The organism is Marinobacter sp. (assembly GCF_048259445.1).
In the GTDB taxonomy this organism is placed as follows: domain Bacteria; phylum Pseudomonadota; class Gammaproteobacteria; order Pseudomonadales; family Oleiphilaceae; genus Marinobacter.
This window is the reverse complement of the sequence record NZ_JBLXHQ010000022.1, coordinates 40,928-58,131: the sequence shown is the minus strand read 5'-3', so window position 1 is coordinate 58,131 and position 17,204 is coordinate 40,928. Positions and strand designations below refer to the sequence as shown.

16 protein-coding genes are annotated in these 17,204 nt (G+C 54.2%); 3 read left to right on the top strand and 13 right to left on the bottom strand.

The window, feature by feature from the left end; translation table 11 throughout:
• Positions 1 to 6 precede the first annotated feature (6 nt).
• Both ACN0RL_RS15155 and pta read left to right on the top strand, forming a co-directional pair.
• Positions 7 to 1,194, top strand: a complete 1,188-nt coding sequence (locus tag ACN0RL_RS15155) for an acetate/propionate family kinase (protein ID WP_417518258.1) — start codon at positions 7 to 9, stop codon at positions 1,192 to 1,194.
• Positions 1,195 to 1,226: 32 nt separating this feature from the next.
• A complete protein-coding gene (gene pta / locus ACN0RL_RS15150) occupies positions 1,227 to 3,383 on the top strand; it encodes a phosphate acetyltransferase (protein WP_417518256.1) in 2,157 nt (718 codons plus the stop codon).
• Positions 3,384 to 3,408: 25 nt separating this feature from the next.
• On the opposite strand, the gene der is transcribed toward pta, so the two are convergent.
• From der to trmJ, 13 genes are all read right to left on the bottom strand, one after another.
• Entirely contained in the window at positions 3,409 to 4,830 is a 1,422-nt protein-coding gene (der, locus tag ACN0RL_RS15145) for a ribosome biogenesis GTPase Der (protein ID WP_417518254.1), read from the bottom strand.
• A gap of 61 nt (positions 4,831 to 4,891) precedes the next feature.
• Positions 4,892 to 6,064, bottom strand: coding sequence for an outer membrane protein assembly factor BamB (gene bamB / locus ACN0RL_RS15140; RefSeq protein ID WP_417518252.1), 1,173 nt, complete (start codon positions 6,062 to 6,064; stop codon positions 4,892 to 4,894).
• Complete coding sequence (locus tag ACN0RL_RS15135) at positions 6,064 to 6,729, bottom strand: YfgM family protein (protein WP_417518250.1); 666 nt, start codon at positions 6,727 to 6,729, stop codon at positions 6,064 to 6,066. The genes bamB and ACN0RL_RS15135 overlap by 1 nt, the downstream gene beginning before the upstream one ends.
• A 42-nt stretch (positions 6,730 to 6,771) precedes the next feature.
• A complete protein-coding gene (gene hisS, locus ACN0RL_RS15130) occupies positions 6,772 to 8,052 on the bottom strand; it encodes a histidine--tRNA ligase (protein ID WP_417518248.1) in 1,281 nt (426 codons plus the stop codon).
• A 38-nt stretch (positions 8,053 to 8,090) separates the two neighbouring features.
• Positions 8,091 to 9,209 (bottom strand): flavodoxin-dependent (E)-4-hydroxy-3-methylbut-2-enyl-diphosphate synthase, encoded by a 1,119-nt coding sequence (gene ispG, locus ACN0RL_RS15125; protein ID WP_417518246.1) that lies wholly within the window; start codon positions 9,207 to 9,209, stop codon positions 8,091 to 8,093.
• Between the two features lie 35 nt (positions 9,210 to 9,244).
• The gene (locus ACN0RL_RS15120; protein WP_417518244.1) at positions 9,245 to 10,264 is read right to left on the bottom strand and encodes a RodZ domain-containing protein; all 1,020 of its coding nucleotides are present in this window, start codon (positions 10,262 to 10,264) and stop codon (positions 9,245 to 9,247) included.
• Positions 10,254 to 11,060, bottom strand: coding sequence for a type IV pilus biogenesis/stability protein PilW (pilW, locus tag ACN0RL_RS15115; RefSeq protein ID WP_417518242.1), 807 nt, complete (start codon positions 11,058 to 11,060; stop codon positions 10,254 to 10,256). The genes ACN0RL_RS15120 and pilW overlap by 11 nt, the downstream gene beginning before the upstream one ends.
• Positions 11,061 to 11,101: 41 nt before the next feature.
• Entirely contained in the window at positions 11,102 to 12,214 is a 1,113-nt protein-coding gene (gene rlmN / locus ACN0RL_RS15110; RefSeq protein WP_417518240.1) for a 23S rRNA (adenine(2503)-C(2))-methyltransferase RlmN, read from the bottom strand.
• A gap of 62 nt (positions 12,215 to 12,276) precedes the next feature.
• Entirely contained in the window at positions 12,277 to 12,705 is a 429-nt protein-coding gene (ndk, locus tag ACN0RL_RS15105; protein ID WP_417518238.1) for a nucleoside-diphosphate kinase, read from the bottom strand.
• 68 nt (positions 12,706 to 12,773) lie between these two features.
• Positions 12,774 to 13,922: an IscS subfamily cysteine desulfurase gene (locus tag ACN0RL_RS15100; RefSeq protein WP_417518236.1), complete on the bottom strand. Its 1,149-nt coding sequence runs from the start codon at positions 13,920 to 13,922 to the stop codon at positions 12,774 to 12,776.
• A gap of 18 nt (positions 13,923 to 13,940) precedes the next feature.
• Positions 13,941 to 14,438 carry a Fe-S cluster assembly transcriptional regulator IscR gene (gene iscR / locus ACN0RL_RS15095; RefSeq protein WP_417518234.1) on the bottom strand — a complete coding sequence of 166 codons (498 nt, stop codon included), beginning with the start codon at positions 14,436 to 14,438 and terminating at the stop codon, positions 13,941 to 13,943.
• Positions 14,439 to 14,515: 77 nt separating this feature from the next.
• Positions 14,516 to 15,289 carry a serine O-acetyltransferase gene (cysE, locus tag ACN0RL_RS15090; protein ID WP_417518232.1) on the bottom strand — a complete coding sequence of 258 codons (774 nt, stop codon included), beginning with the start codon at positions 15,287 to 15,289 and terminating at the stop codon, positions 14,516 to 14,518.
• A complete protein-coding gene (trmJ, locus tag ACN0RL_RS15085; RefSeq protein ID WP_417518230.1) occupies positions 15,282 to 16,145 on the bottom strand; it encodes a tRNA (cytosine(32)/uridine(32)-2'-O)-methyltransferase TrmJ in 864 nt (287 codons plus the stop codon). The genes cysE and trmJ overlap by 8 nt, the downstream gene beginning before the upstream one ends.
• A gap of 184 nt (positions 16,146 to 16,329) precedes the next feature.
• Here trmJ and ACN0RL_RS15080 point away from each other — a divergent pair, with 184 nt between their 5' ends.
• On the top strand, positions 16,330 to 17,130 hold the full coding sequence (locus ACN0RL_RS15080) for an inositol monophosphatase family protein (RefSeq protein ID WP_417518228.1): 801 nt from the start codon (positions 16,330 to 16,332) through the stop codon (positions 17,128 to 17,130).
• Positions 17,131 to 17,204 lie beyond the last annotated feature (74 nt).

Here is a 17,204-nt window from a genome sequence, read left to right as displayed (position 1 = left end):
GAGAAAATGAAAAAATCCATTCTTGTTGTCAACTGTGGCAGTTCTTCTTTGAAGCTTGCCCTGTTCGACGAAAATGAGAACAAGCTTGCATCAGCAACAGCTGAACGTCTTAACGTGAAAGATGCGTTTGCCCGAATTGATGGTGACAATCGCACTGTCGCTCTCCCGGCGGGTGCCAATCACAAGCAAGCCCTTCAGGCACTGGTTTCGACTCTACGTGAACGACAGTTGATGCCCACGGCGCCAACGTCAATCGGCCACCGTGTTGTTCACGGTGGTGAAACCTTTCGCGAAGCCGTTCTGATTGATGATGGTGTGGTTGAGTCCATCAATGACTGTGCCGGCCTTGCCCCCCTTCATAACCCGGTCAATATTGCGGGAATTGAAGCAACCCGGGAGCTGTTTCCGGATATCCCACAAATTGCTGTATTTGACACGGCTTATCACCAAACGCTTGCCCCACGCGCATACCTGTATGCACTGCCTGAGATTTACTATCGCGACTGGGGTGTGCGCCGTTATGGTTTTCACGGTACCAGCCACTTTTTTATGGCAAATGAAGCGGCCCGCCGGCTCGGAAAAACACTGGCGACAACGTCCATTATTTCAGCTCACCTCGGGAATGGGTGCAGCATAGCCGCGATCAGAGATGGACTCAGCGTCGATACGAGCATGGGGCTTACACCACTCGAAGGGCTGGTTATGGGAACCCGCAGTGGCGATATCGATCCGGGGATCTTTGACTATCTCGGCACGCGAGGCGTTCCGCTGAACGAGGTACATAAATTACTGAATCATAAAAGTGGGCTGCTCGGAATCTCTGGCCAGACCAACGATATGCGAACACTTTGCGAGCTGGCCGATCATGGCCACGAGCCCTCTGCTCTCGCCATTGAGATATTCTGCTTTCGCCTGGCAAAATACGTCGGGGCCATGATGGCTTCGCTAAAACATCTCGATGCCCTGGTATTCACGGGCGGTATTGGAGAAAACAGCAGCCGGGTAAGAGAGAAAACCCTGAGTCATCTGGGGCTTCTGGGGTTTGATATCGATGCCGACATGAACGAGCATCACGGCGGATACAGCGACGGTAGAATAGACGATGCTGCTTCGCGCTTCCCGGTTATGGTTATCCCGACCAACGAAGAACTTGTAATCGCCCGCGAGGCCGTGCGCCTGGCCGCCAACTTTTAAAGAACTACCAAGTAACCATCTGGAATTCCTTTATGGCCAAAAGCCTGTTTATTGCCCCGACATCTATAGATTCAGGGCTTACGTCAGTATGTCTGGGCCTGTTACGCGCCATGGAGCGTGTGGGTATCAGTGTTGGATTCTACAAACCCTTTTCGCAGTCGGTTAATCTGGGAGAATCCATACATAATGATGGCAAAGATTCATCTGTTAACTTTGTACGCTCGCGCAGCCACCTTCAGCCACCCGACCCGATTCCTCTCAAAAAAGCACAACAGTGGCTGAACCGCGGAAAGTCCGATTTACTGATGGAAACAGTGGTTGGTGAGTATCAAAAAGTTGCCAAAGATGTCGACGTGGTAGTCATTGAGGGCCTTGTTCCCGATCGCCGCGAAGCATACATAGCCCGACTAAATGTGGAAGTGGCCCGAAACCTCGGATCCGATGTAGTGCTGGTCAGCACGCCGGGCAAAAGCAACGCGACTGAACTGGACGAAGAACTGGATTTTTCCGCACGCATTTTTTCCGATGTGTCCGCACAGGACGTTATTGCGGTCATCCTCAACAAGCTTGGTGATCCTGGAAGATCGGGGCTTGAACCCTACAGCAATGCCAGCCAGACCGAATCCGAAACAGTTGACTACCGGAACGACTGCAAGGTCTTCCGGGAAGGCCGTTTCCGTTTACTGGGCGAAATTCCCTGGCAATCCGATTTATTGGCTCCCCGGGTGTCTGATATTGCCCGAGAGCTTGGTTTCCCCGTGCTGTACGAAGGCCAGATGCATACCCGCAGGGTCCAGAAAGTCTCTGTTTGCGCCCGGTCTATCCGTAACATGACGGAAACCCTGAGCCCGGGCACATTAATGGTTACCCCCGGAGATCGTGAAGACATTATTGTAACGACCGCAGTTGCGGCTTTGAACGGTGTGCCCCTGGCTGGCCTTCTGCTGACGGGTGGGCTTATGCCGGATCAGCGCGTAATCGATCTTTGCTCCCGTGCGCTGCATACCGGCATGCCGGTGCTGAGCTCGCAAACAAATACCTATGAAACCGCTCATATGCTGGCGAACCTTTCTACCGCGATACCTGTCGACGACCCCGACAGGGTCGAAAAGGCAATGGAGACAGTTGCAACAAACATTGATACCGACTGGCTTCAGGAACACCTTCGCGTTGAGGTTCAGAGCCGGTTGTCACCACCTGCGTTCCGCTACCAGCTGTCAGAGCGCGCACGCGCAGCCGACAAGCGCATCGTGCTTCCGGAAGGTAGTGAACCACGCACTGTTCAGGCCGCCATCATCTGCCACCAGCGTCGTCTTGCCCGCTGCGCTCTGATCGGTGACGAAGCCGAAATTCGAAATGTCGCAGCCTCGCAAGGTCTTGAGCTACCCGACGATATTGAAATAATTGATCCCGCCCGGGTGCGCAAAGACTATATCGCGCCGATGGTGGAATTGCGTAAACATAAGGGTCTGGCCCCGGACATGGCGGAAGCCATGCTTGAGGACAATGTCGTTATGGGTACCATGATGGTCGCTCTGGATGAAGCCGACGGGCTGGTTTCGGGGGCCATACACACCACAGCCAACACGGTGCGCCCTGCTCTGCAGCTGATCAAGACCCACGAACAGGCCCGGGTGGTCTCCTCGGTTTTCTTCATGCTGCTGCCACAGCAGGTTCTGGTCTATGGCGACTGTGCGATTAACCCTGATCCAAACGCCGAAGAGCTCGCTGATATTGCCATTCAGAGTGCCGAATCAGCGGAAGCTTTTGGTATTGAACCTATTGTCGCCATGATTAGCTACAGCACTGGCGAGTCCGGAAGCGGGCACGATGTAGAGAAGGTTCGTGAAGCAACCAGGATTGCCCGGGAACGCCGGCCAGACCTGCTCATTGACGGCCCGCTGCAATACGACGCCGCAGCCATCGAGAGCGTGGCCCGCAGCAAGGCACCGGAAAGCAAAGTGGCAGGTAAAGCGACGGTGTTCATCTTCCCCGATCTCAACACCGGGAATACCACCTACAAAGCAGTTCAGCGAAGCGCAAATGTGGTGAGTATCGGACCTATGCTCCAGGGTCTCAGAAAGCCGGTGAATGACCTGTCACGGGGTGCATTGGTAGAGGATATCGTGTTCACTATCGCGTTGACAGCGGTACAGGCAAAGCAGGTAGAGGACGCGGGGCTGGTCTGAGCCGCCCCGCTCAACAAAAGGCCTGTCAGCGCTTGAGACTTTTCTGACGGGTCTTTTTCACACGGCGACCTGCCTTCAGATCATTATCCTGCTTGACCTTTTGCCGCGGCGTTTTCCTGTCCACATTACCTGCGAAAGGATTCTCACTGGAACGGAACTCAAACCGTATGGGCGAGCCAGTAACCTTCAAAACCTTGCGAAACGTGTTTTCCAGATAACGCTTATAGGCACCCGGCAAGGCCGCTGTCTGATTGCCATGAACAACAATAACCGGGGGATTTGAACCTCCCTGGTGGGCATAGCGCAGCTTGATCCTGCGCCCGCGAACCAACGGAGGCTGGTGCTGGGAGATTGCATCCTCAAGGATCGTGGTCAATCGATTTGTTGGCCACTTGGCCATAGCAGATTCGTAGCAGGCTTCTACCGACTCATACATAACGCCCACGCCAGATCCATGGAGTGCGGATATATAGTGTTTGTCGGCGTAATCGAGAAAGTCCAGGCGACGCTTCACCTGCTCTTTGACCTTGGCACGCTCTTCCGGATCCATCCCGTCCCATTTATTGACTGCAACCACCAGTGAGCGGCCTGCATCAAGTACAAAACCAATCAGGTGCAGATCCTGATCTACTAGCCCTTCTCGCGCATCGATAACCAGTATTACCACATGGGCATCATCAATGGCCTTAAGCGTTTTGATTATCGAAAACTTTTCGACCGCTTCATTAACGTTTTTGCGACGTCGGACGCCTGCGGTATCAATCAGTGTGTATTGCTTTTCGTGCCGCTCATAGGGAATGTAAACACTGTCCCGGGTGGTGCCAGGCATGTCATAAACAACAACACGGTCTTCCCCTAACATTCGGTTAACCAGGGTCGATTTACCTACATTCGGGCGACCTACAATCCCTATACGAATACCCGGATACTGATCTGCGCGATCTGCTTCGACCCGGTCTTCTTCAGAGGGCAGAAGCAACTCCAGCATGGATCGAACGCCACGATTATGGGACGCCGCTATCATAAATACAGATTCGAACCCGAGGCTGTAGAAGTCAGCTGCAGCGATGTCAGGGTTCTGACCATCAGTCTTGTTAACCACCAGGTGGCCCTGTTTACCCGATCGGCGCAGGTGATCAGCTATTACCTCATCACCTGCCATGAGCCCCGCACGCCCGTCGACCAGAAACAGAACGATGTCTGCCTCATCAATGGCCTGAAGTGATTGCCGGGCCATTTCAACATCCAGCCCCTCTTCTATGCCCGTAAGACCACCGGTATCAATAACAATAAAACGTTGACCTTCGTAGGTGCCCTCACCGTATTTACGATCCCGGGTCAGGCCAGGAAAATCAGCCACCAGCGCATCGCGGGAACGCGTCATCTGGTTGAATAGTGTCGACTTGCCAACATTCGGCCGACCGACAAGGGCAATTACTGGGGTCATAATGGTTCGCTATAAAGTCGTTTTAGGCCCCGCCTGAGACGGGGCGTTGAGGGAGTGCGGATCAGTTCCGCTCCCTCAGTGTGAATACAGACAGTTTTCCGCCGTTTCCGAAAACCATCAGGTTTCCGTTTGCCAGACGCTGGAACGGCACCCGAAGGCCATCACTGTCATAACTCTTCTGGCCTACGAGGCTTCCGTCATCGCCTGACAGCACGTGCAGATAACCTTCATAATCACCGATCACCAGATAGTTTTCGTAAACAGCTGGCTGAGTCAATTGACGCCAGGACAGTGCATCCTGAAGCCAGATTTCCCTGCGATCAGAACCACGATAGGCGACAACATCACCGTTTGCAGAAGAAAGATAGATATTACCGTCGCCAACCATTGGCGCATGCAGGCTTGATGCCTTCCGACTCCAGATTTCCTGGCCGGTGCGAATATCAATCAATGCAAGCTTACCCTGGTACCCGGAGACCATCACCGCAGAATCGAGAACCAGAGGCTGCCCCGAAATGTCTACCAGGCGTTCAAGTTCTGTACGCCCCTGAGGCTGCCCTACTTCGTATTGCCAAAGCGGTTGACCGGCATCCGCCGACAACGCAATAAGTTTACCGTTGGAAAACGAAGCAATCACAACATCACCACCTACCAGGGGCGCTGCAGCGGCTCGAAGAGAAAGTGCAGGCACTACGCCATCATACTGCCAGCGCTTCTCGCCATTGGTTGTATCGAAGGCAAGGACTCTGCCATCGGTGGTCTGGGCGACCACCAAAATACCGTTCGACTGGGGTGTTGCCAGTGCTTCCGTTGGCAATGCGCTGCGCCAGAGTTCACTGCCGTCTTCACGGGAAAGCGCAACCAGGTCTGCTTCACGGGTAACCAGATAAAGCTGCGTCCGATCACCACCAACTCCGGCGAAGATACGGCTTTCCAGGTCCCGCTCCCATTGCAGCTTACCGGTCTCCGTATCCAGAGCCAAGAGCTCACCATCAGCAGAAGCGGCATACACTGTGTCGCCGGCGTTCAATGGCGACAGGTAGAGGAATTCGCCATCATGTCCGTCGCCGACCGATCTACTCCAGACCGTCTTGAACTCAACGGTGCTGTCCACATCGGGAACCGGCACCGGCTGCTCAAAGGTATCAGTGGTGCTGCAACCGGAAACGCCCAGTGCCACCGCCAAAACTGAAAAGACGCCAGCTCGGACCAGCCTGTTGCCAGTCAAAAACATCAGGCATCCTCCCCGACACCAAGATCAGAAAGCTTGAGTTCCAGAATGCCACTACGGCCCTGCTGGCTCTGTTCGCGGGCTGCCAGATAGGCATCACGCGCGCCTTCCTCATTACCTTGGGCCAGCATAATGTCGCCGCGCAATTCAGAGAAAATGGCTGCAAATGCGCCAGCATTTTCCATATCTCCGGCACCATCAATCGTAGCCAGCGCGTCGTCATGACGTTCAGCAGAGAACTGCGCACGAGCAAGGCGGTTGCGAACTACAAGCGTCAGGGCCTTGTGTTCACCTGCTTTTTCAAGCGCCCACTCGAGCGAATCAATCGCCGCTTCAGCGTCGCTCTCCTCAACCAGCTGCTGGCGAGCCAGAATCAGATTGCCATATACCGCATACGCGCTGTCGGTATAATCCTCACGCAGGGTTTTTGCTACGAAGGCCACTGTCTCGCCTGACGTTTCATCGGCCTCGTTAGCAAACGCATTCAACAGCGTTGCGAATTGATTGGCGGCCTCTGCCCGCTGCTGGTCCTGATGGTTTTGCCAGGCCTGCCAGCCGAATACAATCGCCAGGGCGGCACCGATACCAATGAGCAGAGAACTGCCATTACGCTTCCACCAGTCCTTGATCGCCTGTACCTGTTCTTCTTCGGTGCGCAATTCCGCCATGTTCACTCCTGTAATGGTTTTTTACTTTTATGTTCGTACGAATCAGTTCGCCAGGGCTTTCGCAAGCACTACTGCCAAATCACTCTGCGCAACACTGCTCTGCTCTTCGTCCGAGCGCAGCGGCTTGAGGCCTGCTGTGGCATTCTCCAGCTCGTTCTCCCCAAGAATCACAGCGTAGCGGGCACCACTTTTGTCTGCTTTTTTCATCTGACTCTTGAAGCTACCACCACCACAATGGCTGATAATCACCCGGCCTTTCAGCTCGTTACGCAGATTCTCAGCCAGCGCCAATGCCGGTGCGACCGCCAATTCACCCATAGCCGTTACATAGACATCGGCGTTACTGTTAGCTTCCTCCGGCACCAGCCCGAGTGTATCGAGTAGCAGAATGAGGCGTTCAAGCCCCATGGCAAAACCAACAGCAGAGGTCGGTTTTCCACCAAGCTGCTCTACCAGGCCGTCATACCGCCCACCAGCACAAATAGTGCCCTGGGCCCCAAGACTATCGGTAACCCACTCAAAAACAGTTTTTCCGTAGTAGTCGAGCCCGCGAACCAGGGCCGGATTAACGGTGTATGCAACTCCGGCTACATCGAGCAGCTTCTTGAGCTGGTCAAAGTGCTGCCGCGATTCGGCATCAAGATAGTCTTCCAGACGCGGTGCGTCTGTAAGCAGTTTGCGCGTGCCCGGGTCTTTACTGTCGAGAATACGCAACGGGTTGGTATCGAGGCGTCGTTGGCTGTCCTCGTCAAGCTGCGCTTTATACTGCCCGAGATAGTCCACCAAGGCACCACGGAACTCTTTGCGTGCCGCCGACGAACCAATAGAGTTAATTTCCAGTCGCGCATGCGAACCAAGGCCGAGCTCTCGCCATAGCCTTGCTGTAAGAATCAGTAGTTCCGCATCAATATCCGGGCCCTGAATACCAAAACACTCAACACCAATCTGATGAAATTGGCGGTAACGGCCCTTTTGCGGCCGCTCATGCCGGAACATCGGCCCTGTGTACCACAATCTACGAGTCTGGTTGAACAGCAAGCCGTGCTCTTCTGCAGCACGCACACATCCGGCGGTGCCTTCAGGCCGAAGAGTCAGGCTGTCACCATTGCGATCCTCAAAGGTGTACATCTCCTTCTCGACGATGTCAGTAACCTCGCCGATGGAACGCTTGAAGAGGTCCGTCTGCTCAACCACTGGCATCCGGATTTCCTGATAACCATATTGTTGCAAAACCCTGCGCGCGGTGCCTTCAACAAACTGCCACAAGGGTGTCTGTTCTGGCAGGATATCGTTCATCCCGCGTATTGCCTGAATCTTAGCCAATGTAAACCCTTAATTCTTTCTGGATACGAGGTAAACGATCACTTGTCTGAGCGCGCAATAATGGCGTCTTCCTGCTCTTTGCGATGGGCAATCTCTGCACGAATCAGCCGCTCAAGGTCATCGGTAAGGTTTGCGTTATCGAGTTTCTGGTTCGGTTTGCCTGCCCTGTAGAACAGGTTTTTGGGGCTTCCGCCGGTCAGTCCGATATCCGCCACTTTTGCTTCACCAGGACCATTAACAATGCAACCGATGATGGCAACATCCAGAGCTTCATTCACATCCTCCAGCCGCACTTCCAGATCGTTCATGGTCTGAATAACATCGAAGTTCTGTCGAGAGCAGCTCGGACAAGCAATAAAGTTGATACCCCGGCTGCGCAAACGCAGGCTTTTGAGGATGTCGAAACCAACCTTGATTTCCTGAACCGGATCCGCCGCCAGAGAAACCCGAATGGTATCGCCAATACCGTCCATCAGCAGCATACCGAGCCCAATGGAGGACTTCACCGTGCCTGACCGGAGCCCACCAGCCTCGGTTATGCCAAGGTGAAGCGGCTGCTCAATCTGGGAGGCAATTTGGCGATAAGCGGCTACCGTCATAAAGACTTCCGAGGCTTTCAGGCTGACTTTAAAGTCCTGAAAGTCGTGACGGTCGAGAATGTCGATATGGCGCATAGCCGACTCAACCAACGCATCAGGCGTCGGCTCTCCATACTTGCGCTGGAGTTCCTTTTCCAAAGAGCCTGCGTTTACACCAATACGTATAGGTATATTACGATCACGCGCTGCGCTGATCACGGCGCTCACACGGTCTTCACGACCAATATTGCCCGGATTGATACGCAGGCAGTCTACGCCCAACTCGGCAACCCGCAGCGCAATCTTATGGTCAAAGTGAATGTCTGCGACCAGGGGCACGGAAACCCGGTCGCGGATCTTTCCGAAGGCTTCAGCAGCTTCCATCGAAGGTACCGAGACCCTCACGATATCAGCACCTGCATCTTGCAGCGCGACAATCTGGCCTACCGTTGCACCGACATCGCAGGTATTCGTGTTAGTCATGCTTTGCACCGCGATTGGCGCATCACCGCCAACGGGTACATTCCCAACCATGATCTGGCGGGATTTGCGTCTTATGATCGGGGATTCGTGTTTCATGTGCTTGGGACCGAAATAGATAAATGCAAAAATGTTCAGATTGTGAGAGTGAACTCCGCACGGTTGTTCTCAACCGGAAAATCACCGATGTCCACCGATTCACCCTGGAAGCGAATCGCTTTTACGGTGTTAACGGCACCGATCACAACTGTCAGAGGCGCCTCTCCGGTCACTTCAAGTTTGTCTCCCGCCCTTCTCAGGGAGCTTGTCAGCCGGGAACCAGTCGCGTCCCGCACCTGGACCCAGCAATCGCCGGTGAAATCTATTTCCAGCCTGCCTGATACCGGGCCTGCATCTTCAGTGATAGACGGCTGAGCCAACGCTGGCTCTGTGGACTGAGCAACGACCGGTATCTGGTCTTCTAAAACGTCACCGGGCTGCACCAACGTTGCCGCCTCGGCTTCAGCCTCAGATGTCTGCTCGGGCCCGACATCTGCTGCCGCGGCGAGCTCTTCCGCTGGAGGTGGGTCGACATAGTCGTTTGCAGAGCCGTCCGCTGTGTCAACAGCAGATTCACGGTCGGTGCTGTTGAGGCCTGACAGAATTTCAGAATCAACTGTCGAATCTGTTTCCAGGGCCGGTTCGCTCGGTGAAGACATTGTAGAAAGTGAGTCGCCGCCGTCTCCGGAGCTGAATTTCGGCATCACAAACATCACAACGAGAGCCCCGACGAGCAACACCGCCAGGATAAGCAAAAGCAGCTTGCCAACCCGGCGTTTCCGGCGCCTTCGCCGCTCGATATCCACCAGGGGATTGGCTTCCAGCTCGCGCGCTTTCTTTTGTCGCACAGGCTCAAGCTCGCGATTCAGATCTGCAATAATTGCGTCACCGTTGAGGCCAACCTGCTTCGCATAAGCCCGGACATAGCCTTTGAGAAAGAGCTCGCTGTCTATCTGACCGTGCTCATCGTTCTCAATTGCCTGGATAATACCGCTTCTCAAATGCTGCGCATCGGCTATCTGGGCGACGCTCAATCCATGCCTTTCTCTTGCTTTCTTCAGTTGCTGACCAACGGTTTCCGTCGACGCAGTCTGTTGAGTTTCATCACTTGTCATTAGAAATCAGCGCCTTGTATTGTTGATACTCTACTGACTCCGGGTACTTGTTTTTCAATTGCAACACCATGCTCGACTCCTGGTTTCCATCGCCAAGATAGCGCGCAATGCGTATACCCGTTAACAGGCTCTCAGGTGAATGCTGCAGCCCCTGGTTTCTTTGTATTATCAGCAACAGACGATCGTAATAACGAGCAGCGCCGGCCATGTCGCCGGAATCCGCCATCACACGGGAAAGCGAAAGCAGCGATCGAGCGTCACCGCGGCTCAACTCGGAAGCGCGACGATAAGAGACTATAGCGTCATCCAGCTGACCGAGTCGTTCCTGGGTCATACCAAGATTGTAAAAAATGGACGCACGATCGCTGTACTCAGTATCCCTGGACGCAGCCCGAAACTGGTCACGGGATTCTTCCATTCGCCCCTGGGAGTATAGAAATGCACCGTAATAGACTCGGGCACGTGTATAACCAGAATCGTTGGAAATTGCCTGCTGGAAACTCCTTTCTGCAAGCTCGGGTTCGCCATCGGAGTTATAGATTAACCCCTGCGCTGCCAGCGCAGCGGAGCTATCCGGAGCAAGCTCCAGCGCGCGATCAAGGTGATGCCTCGCCCGCTCTAGATTACCCTGGCCGATATAAGCCGTCGCAAGCTGAACATAGCTTTCAACGGCTTTCTGACGATCCGCCTCGCGGGAGAAACGGCTGTCAGTTGTGGTAACACACCCTGTGATAAAGAGAGCGCCCAGCAAGGTTGCTACAGCAGCAAAACGTCTACTTAGCGTTTTTTTAGGCACAGATTGTGTTCCTCGCAGATTAAGCATCGCAGGAGCCCTGTTCAGGGATTCACCTGCTGAACATTTATATAACGTTGGCTTCTACGGGTGCGGTCTTCTACCTTACCAACCAACTGGCCACACGCAGCGTCAATATCATCGCCCCGGGTCGTTCTGATGGTTGCGATATAACCGGCATCATTCAGAATAGCCTGAAATCGCCGGGTAGCATTCATGCTGGGCCGACGGAAGTCACTCTCAGGAAACGGATTAAAGGGAATGAGATTGATCTTGCAGGGAAGATCCCGCAGCAACTCAGCCAGCTCCACGGCGTGCTCAGGCTTGTCATTCATACCTTCAATGACCGTGTATTCTATAGTTGCCTTTCGCTTTTCCGGCAAACGACTGAAATAACGACGCGTTGCCGCCAGAAGTTCTGCGATCGGATACTTCTTGTTGAGCGGAACCAGCTTGTTCCTCAACTCATCATTGGGCGCATGCAGAGAAATGGCCAGTGAAACATCGGTAACTTCCGCAAGCTTGTCAATACCCGGCACAACGCCGGAGGTGCTCAGCGTAACCCGACGCTTGGAGATACCATAGGCGTTATCTTCCATCATCAGATTCATGGCATCCACAACGTTGTCAAAGTTCATCAAGGGCTCTCCCATCCCCATCATGACAACGTTGGTAATCGGCCTGTCGGGGCCCGGCTCGAATGGCATGAAGGCCTTTCGCGCAACCCACACCTGCCCGATAATTTCTGCAGCCGTCAGGTTCCGGTTGAAACCGCGCTTACCCGTTGAGCAGAAAGTGCAGTCAAGGGTACAGCCAATTTGCGACGATACACAAAGCGTGCCGCGCTCGCCGTCCGGTATCAGCACAGTTTCTACACTGTTGCCGTTGTCCATGCGCATGACCCACTTGCGGGTTCCGTCTTTCGACGTTTCATCATAGACAACTTCCGGGCCACGAATCACGGCCACCTGTTTGAGCTTGTCCCTCAGGGATTTGCTCACATTGGTCATTTGATCGAAGTCATCCACGCCGCGCTGGTGCATCCATTGCAGCAACTGAGTGGCGCGAAAACGTTTTTCCCCAAGGGTGTCAAAGTAAGCCTCAAGCTTTGCCTTCGGCATTCCCAGCAGGTTGGTTTTTTCAGCAGCCGCTGTCATTTTATAACCTCGATCAGATAACCAATACGGAGACTGCCAGCGGCAGCCCCCGATCAACGGAATCAGCCGCGTGGGCAGATCTCGTTGTCATTGAAAAAATAAGCAATTTCGCGTTCTGCAGAAGCAGCAGAATCAGATCCGTGAACCGCGTTCGCGTCGATAGATGAAGCGAAATCAGCACGAATGGTGCCGGCTTCAGCTTCTTTCGGGTTGGTAGCACCCATCAGATCACGGTTTTTCAGGATGGCGCCTTCACCTTCCAGAGCCTGAACAACAACAGGGCCGGATGTCATGAATGCAACCAGATCGTTGAAGAACGGGCGCTCTTTGTGCTCAGCGTAAAAACCTTCAGCCTGCTCCTGGGTCAGGTGCATCATGCGAGAGGCTACAATGCTCAGGCCAGCCTTCTCAAAACGGCTGTAAATTTCGCCAATTACATTTTTTGCGACTGCATCGGGCTTGATAATAGAAAGCGTGCGCTCGTTAGCCATGGTATTTCTCCTGTTAAGGTTTGGGTAAATTTCAGGCCTGCGATTATACGCAGTCGGAGGCCTACTGCCTACCGCACTGCACGAAGGCGAGTAACAACATCAACAATTTGCGCACTGGCAAACGCGATTTCTTCCGCGGTCGTGAAACGACCAAAGGAAAACCGCAAAGCGCGATTGGCCAGTTCACTACTCAAACCAATACCACGGAGCACAAAAGAGGGCTCTACGGCGGCAGATGCACAGGCGGAACCCGAGGATACAGCAAGATCCCGCAACCCAAGCATCAGAGACTCTGCATCGACACCGTCGAACGCCAGATTAATGATCCCGGGCACTCGAAAGGTATCGGAGCCGTTGAGTGTTACGCCTGACAATCCCGCCAACCCATCCAGAAAAGCTGAGCGCAGAGACTCGAGTTGCTGCATCTCTTCCTCAAGGCAGGTCTCAGCAATAGCAAATGCCTTACCCATACCGGCAATCTGGTGCGTTGGCAGGGTTCCTGAGCGCATGCCGCGCTCATGACCACCACCATGGATCTGAGCCTCTATACGCACATCGGGCGAACGCCTGACGTAGAGCGCACCAACACCCTTGGGGCCATAGACCTTGTGACCAGAAAGGGACATCAGGTCCACCGGCATAACTGAAACATCAACGGGCATTTTGCCGGCAGCCTGAGCCGCATCCACATGAAACATCACGCCACGGCTGCGGAGCTCTGCGCCGATGGTCGCAATATCGGTCACACAACCCAGTTCATTGTTCACCAGCATAAGGCTCACCAGAACTGTTTCCGGCCGGAGCGCACTGAATACCCGGGCCGGCTGAATGCGACCGTCGCTGTCAGGACTCAGCCAGGTAACCGCAACACCCTGCGATTCCAACCACTTGCAGGTATCTACAACAGCTTTATGCTCGATGGTTGATGTTATGAGATGCGCATGATCACGACCGGCAACAGCGCCTTTGATAGCAAGATTGTCCGATTCTGTTGCGCCGGAGGTCCATACAATCTCGCGGGGGTCGGCGTGAATCAGGCTCGCGACCTGGCCACGGGCCGACTCCACAGCGGATTCCGCTTGCCAGCCAAAACCATGGGTACGGGACGCCGGATTGCCAAAAAGACCATCGGGGGTAAGGTACTTAATCATTTCATCAGCGACTACGGGGTCAACGGGTGTCGTTGCCGCGTAATCGAGGTATACGGGCTTTTTCATAGAATACAGAGGCTTGATTCAGGCGGGCGCCTGATCTATCAGACGCTCGGTATTAATCGTGTCAGAACCGCCATCAATCTGACGGCGGTTCTGCCTGTCCGCAACCTGGCGGATTTCGTGTCTTTTCATCAGATCACCGAGACTTATCTCGCTGAGAAACTGATGAATCTGATCACTCAGATCAGACCAAAGATGGTGCGTCAGGCATTTTTCGCCATTCTGACAATCACCTTTATTTCCGCACCTGGTGGTATCGAGCGACTCGCTCACTGCGTCGACGACATCCGCAATGTAAATGTCGGCTGCAACGCGGTTCAGGCGATACCCTCCTCCCGGGCCACGTATACTGGCAACCAACTGCCGGCGACGCAGTCGTGAGAAAAGCTGCTCGAGGTAAGAGAGGGAAATTTCCTGACGGGCTGAAATATCCGCAAGTGTTACCGGCCCCTGCCCTCCGTGAAGAGCAAGATCCAGCATTGCCGTAACGGCGTAGCGGCCTTTGGTAGTCAACTTCATGGCATCAGCCCCGTGATGGGATTGAATCTCGATATCGGACACCGAGTATGAATTGACCAAGTATTCCAGTCAAGTATTCAGCCCCGATCCTCTCTATCGTCGCGTACGCAATCAAAATCGTGTTCATCCAGCACCGGTAACTCTCCGTTCTGGTATTCACTGTTCACCTTGCGGAGCGCTTTGCACATGATCTCGATACGATCGTCCACCGCATGCATATGATCCAGCAACGCACGCACAGATCGGGCCACGGGGTCCGGCATTTCCTCTGTCACACCATAGGCATCGAAGCCCATACGCTCTTCCATCACCTTGCGACGAGCGTCATCTTCTGTTTTTTCCTTCACGATAATCCGGCCCGGGATACCCACAACTGTCGCGCCGTCAGGCACCGCTTTTGTTACGACAGAATTCGATCCGATTTTGGCACCCTCACCCACTTCGAAAGGCCCCAGAATCTTTGCGCCGGCACCAACAACAACGCCGTCGCCAATAGTTGGGTGGCGCTTGCCCTTGTTCCAGCTCGTGCCGCCGAGAGTAACGCCCTGGTATAGCGTTACGTCATCACCGATAACAGTCGTTTCACCAATAACCACGCCCATGCCGTGGTCAATAAAGAAGCGTCGTCCAATCGTCGCTCCCGGATGTATTTCTATACCGGTAAACCACCGCGCCAGCGTCGAAATAGTGCGCGCCAGCCATTTCAGCCCGGCATTCCAAAGCCAGTGAGAAATTCGGTGAATCAGCAGAGCATGAAGCCCCGGATAATTCGTGAGCACCTCAAAGGTATTCCTGGCGGCAGGATCCCGGTGAAAAACACTTTTTACATCTTCACGCAAATGCCTAAACATGGCCATCTTCCTGTCCGGTCGGTTCTGAACCGGCCTGGGTTTGTTTCGTGTTTCCGGACACCCCCGCAGCTTTCTGCACCGCGCTCAGGACTCCCCGAAGAATGTTGATTTCCATCTGATCAAGTTTTGCCCGTTGAAACAGCCTGCGCAAACGGGACATCAACTGCCGCGGGTTATCCCGGCGATGGAAATCCACATCATGCAGAGTCTGCTCAAGATGGCCGAAAAAGCCCTCAACATCACCCACCTTGGCCGGCGGCACATCCCAACCTGCATCACCGGGTGCCAACATCGGCTTTAGATAGGGGCTGCCCTCTCCACCTTCAAGGTTGCGCAGAAAAAGCATGCGCAATTCATAGCACATTATCTGAACCGCCATAGCGAGATTCAGAGAGCTGTAGTCCGGGTTTGATGGAATATGGATATGATAGTGGCAACGCTGAAGTTCATCATTACTCAGCCCATGATTCTCCCGCCCGAAAACCAGGGCTACCGGACCAGACAGGCTGTTTTGCGCAGCAATGGCAGCGGCCTCAGGTGGCGGCACAACTGGCCAGGGCACCTTGCGCCCCCGGGCACTGGTGCCCATCACCATCACACAGTCTTCCAGCGCCTTATCCAGCGTCGGCACTACCTGAGCCCGATCCAGTATATCGGAAGCTCCGGCGGCTCGGGCGTAGGAAGCCTCATCAGGAAACGAGTTCGGGTTTACTAACCAAAGATTGGCAAGCCCCATGTTCTTCATGGCCCGGGCGACCGCACCGATATTGCCGGAGTGCGAGGTCTCTACAAGGACAATCCGGATCTGATCCTGAAACGCGTCCGGCCCTTCCAGCGGGGGAGATGGTTTGTGCATTGGCTGCAGGCCCAAAGTTAAAATTTAAGGGCGGTAATGATAGCAGAAACCTCTCGCTTTCTGCGCCCCCGGAAAACCCCTCATATCGCGTTGTCCGTGCTATCCCTGAGTCAAAAAGCATACAAGAGCGATGTTCTTTTGCTATCATACCCGCCCTTCACACACCCGGATAACGAACACTCAGATGGAACCAGCTATTAAAATGGCCCTGCGCGTTGCGCGTCAGGGGTCGGATTACCTGAAAGCCCACTTCGAGCGCCAGGAGCCCACCGGAAAGGACGACGACGAACGCCGCCTTCAGTTGGACCGGGTAGAGCAATCCATTTATGACAACTTTGCTGAGCAACTCGGAAAGGCCTACAAAGATCACACCATCGCGCCGCTGAACGAAGCAGACGCCGGCACCAGTGAAAAGAGCTGGCATATTTTTCCGACGATGGGTCGCGAAAACTTTCTCAGAGGTATTCCTGAGTTTGCTTTGGCTCTGGCACAAAAGAAAAACAACCGCACTGAGAACCTGCTTCTGGTGAATCCGGTTACAGGCGAAGAATATTCTGCCAGCCGTGGGCGCGGAGCCGCACTGAACAGCCGCAGAGTTCGCGCCTCAGAAGTCCGGCATACAGAAAAAGCTGCCTTTGCAAGCAACTTGCTGGACCAGGCACGCAAGAGCGACAACCCTCTCCTCTGGGGTGAAATGGCTGCCGTGCTGGCTCAGAACTCCAGCATGTTCCGCACATCAGGCTGCGTGGTTCTCGATATCGCTCGGGTTTCTGCGGGTCTTCTGGACGCGGCCGTTATATTCCGCCCGGAAACGGTAGACCTGGATCTTGGTGTAACCCTGGCAATGGAGTCGGGCGCACTGACCGGCGATTTCGCAGGCAATCCATCGACCGGAAAAGCCCGTCAGCTGGTTGTTGCGAACCCGAAGCTGTTCCGGGAAGTGCTTAAAGTACTGCAGCCATTCCGCGGTCGCATACCCACTTAAAGCAAACACCCGGCTCTGAATCTAGTATCAGATTCCGGGCACAAAAAAACCGCCACTTTTCAGTTGGCGGTTTT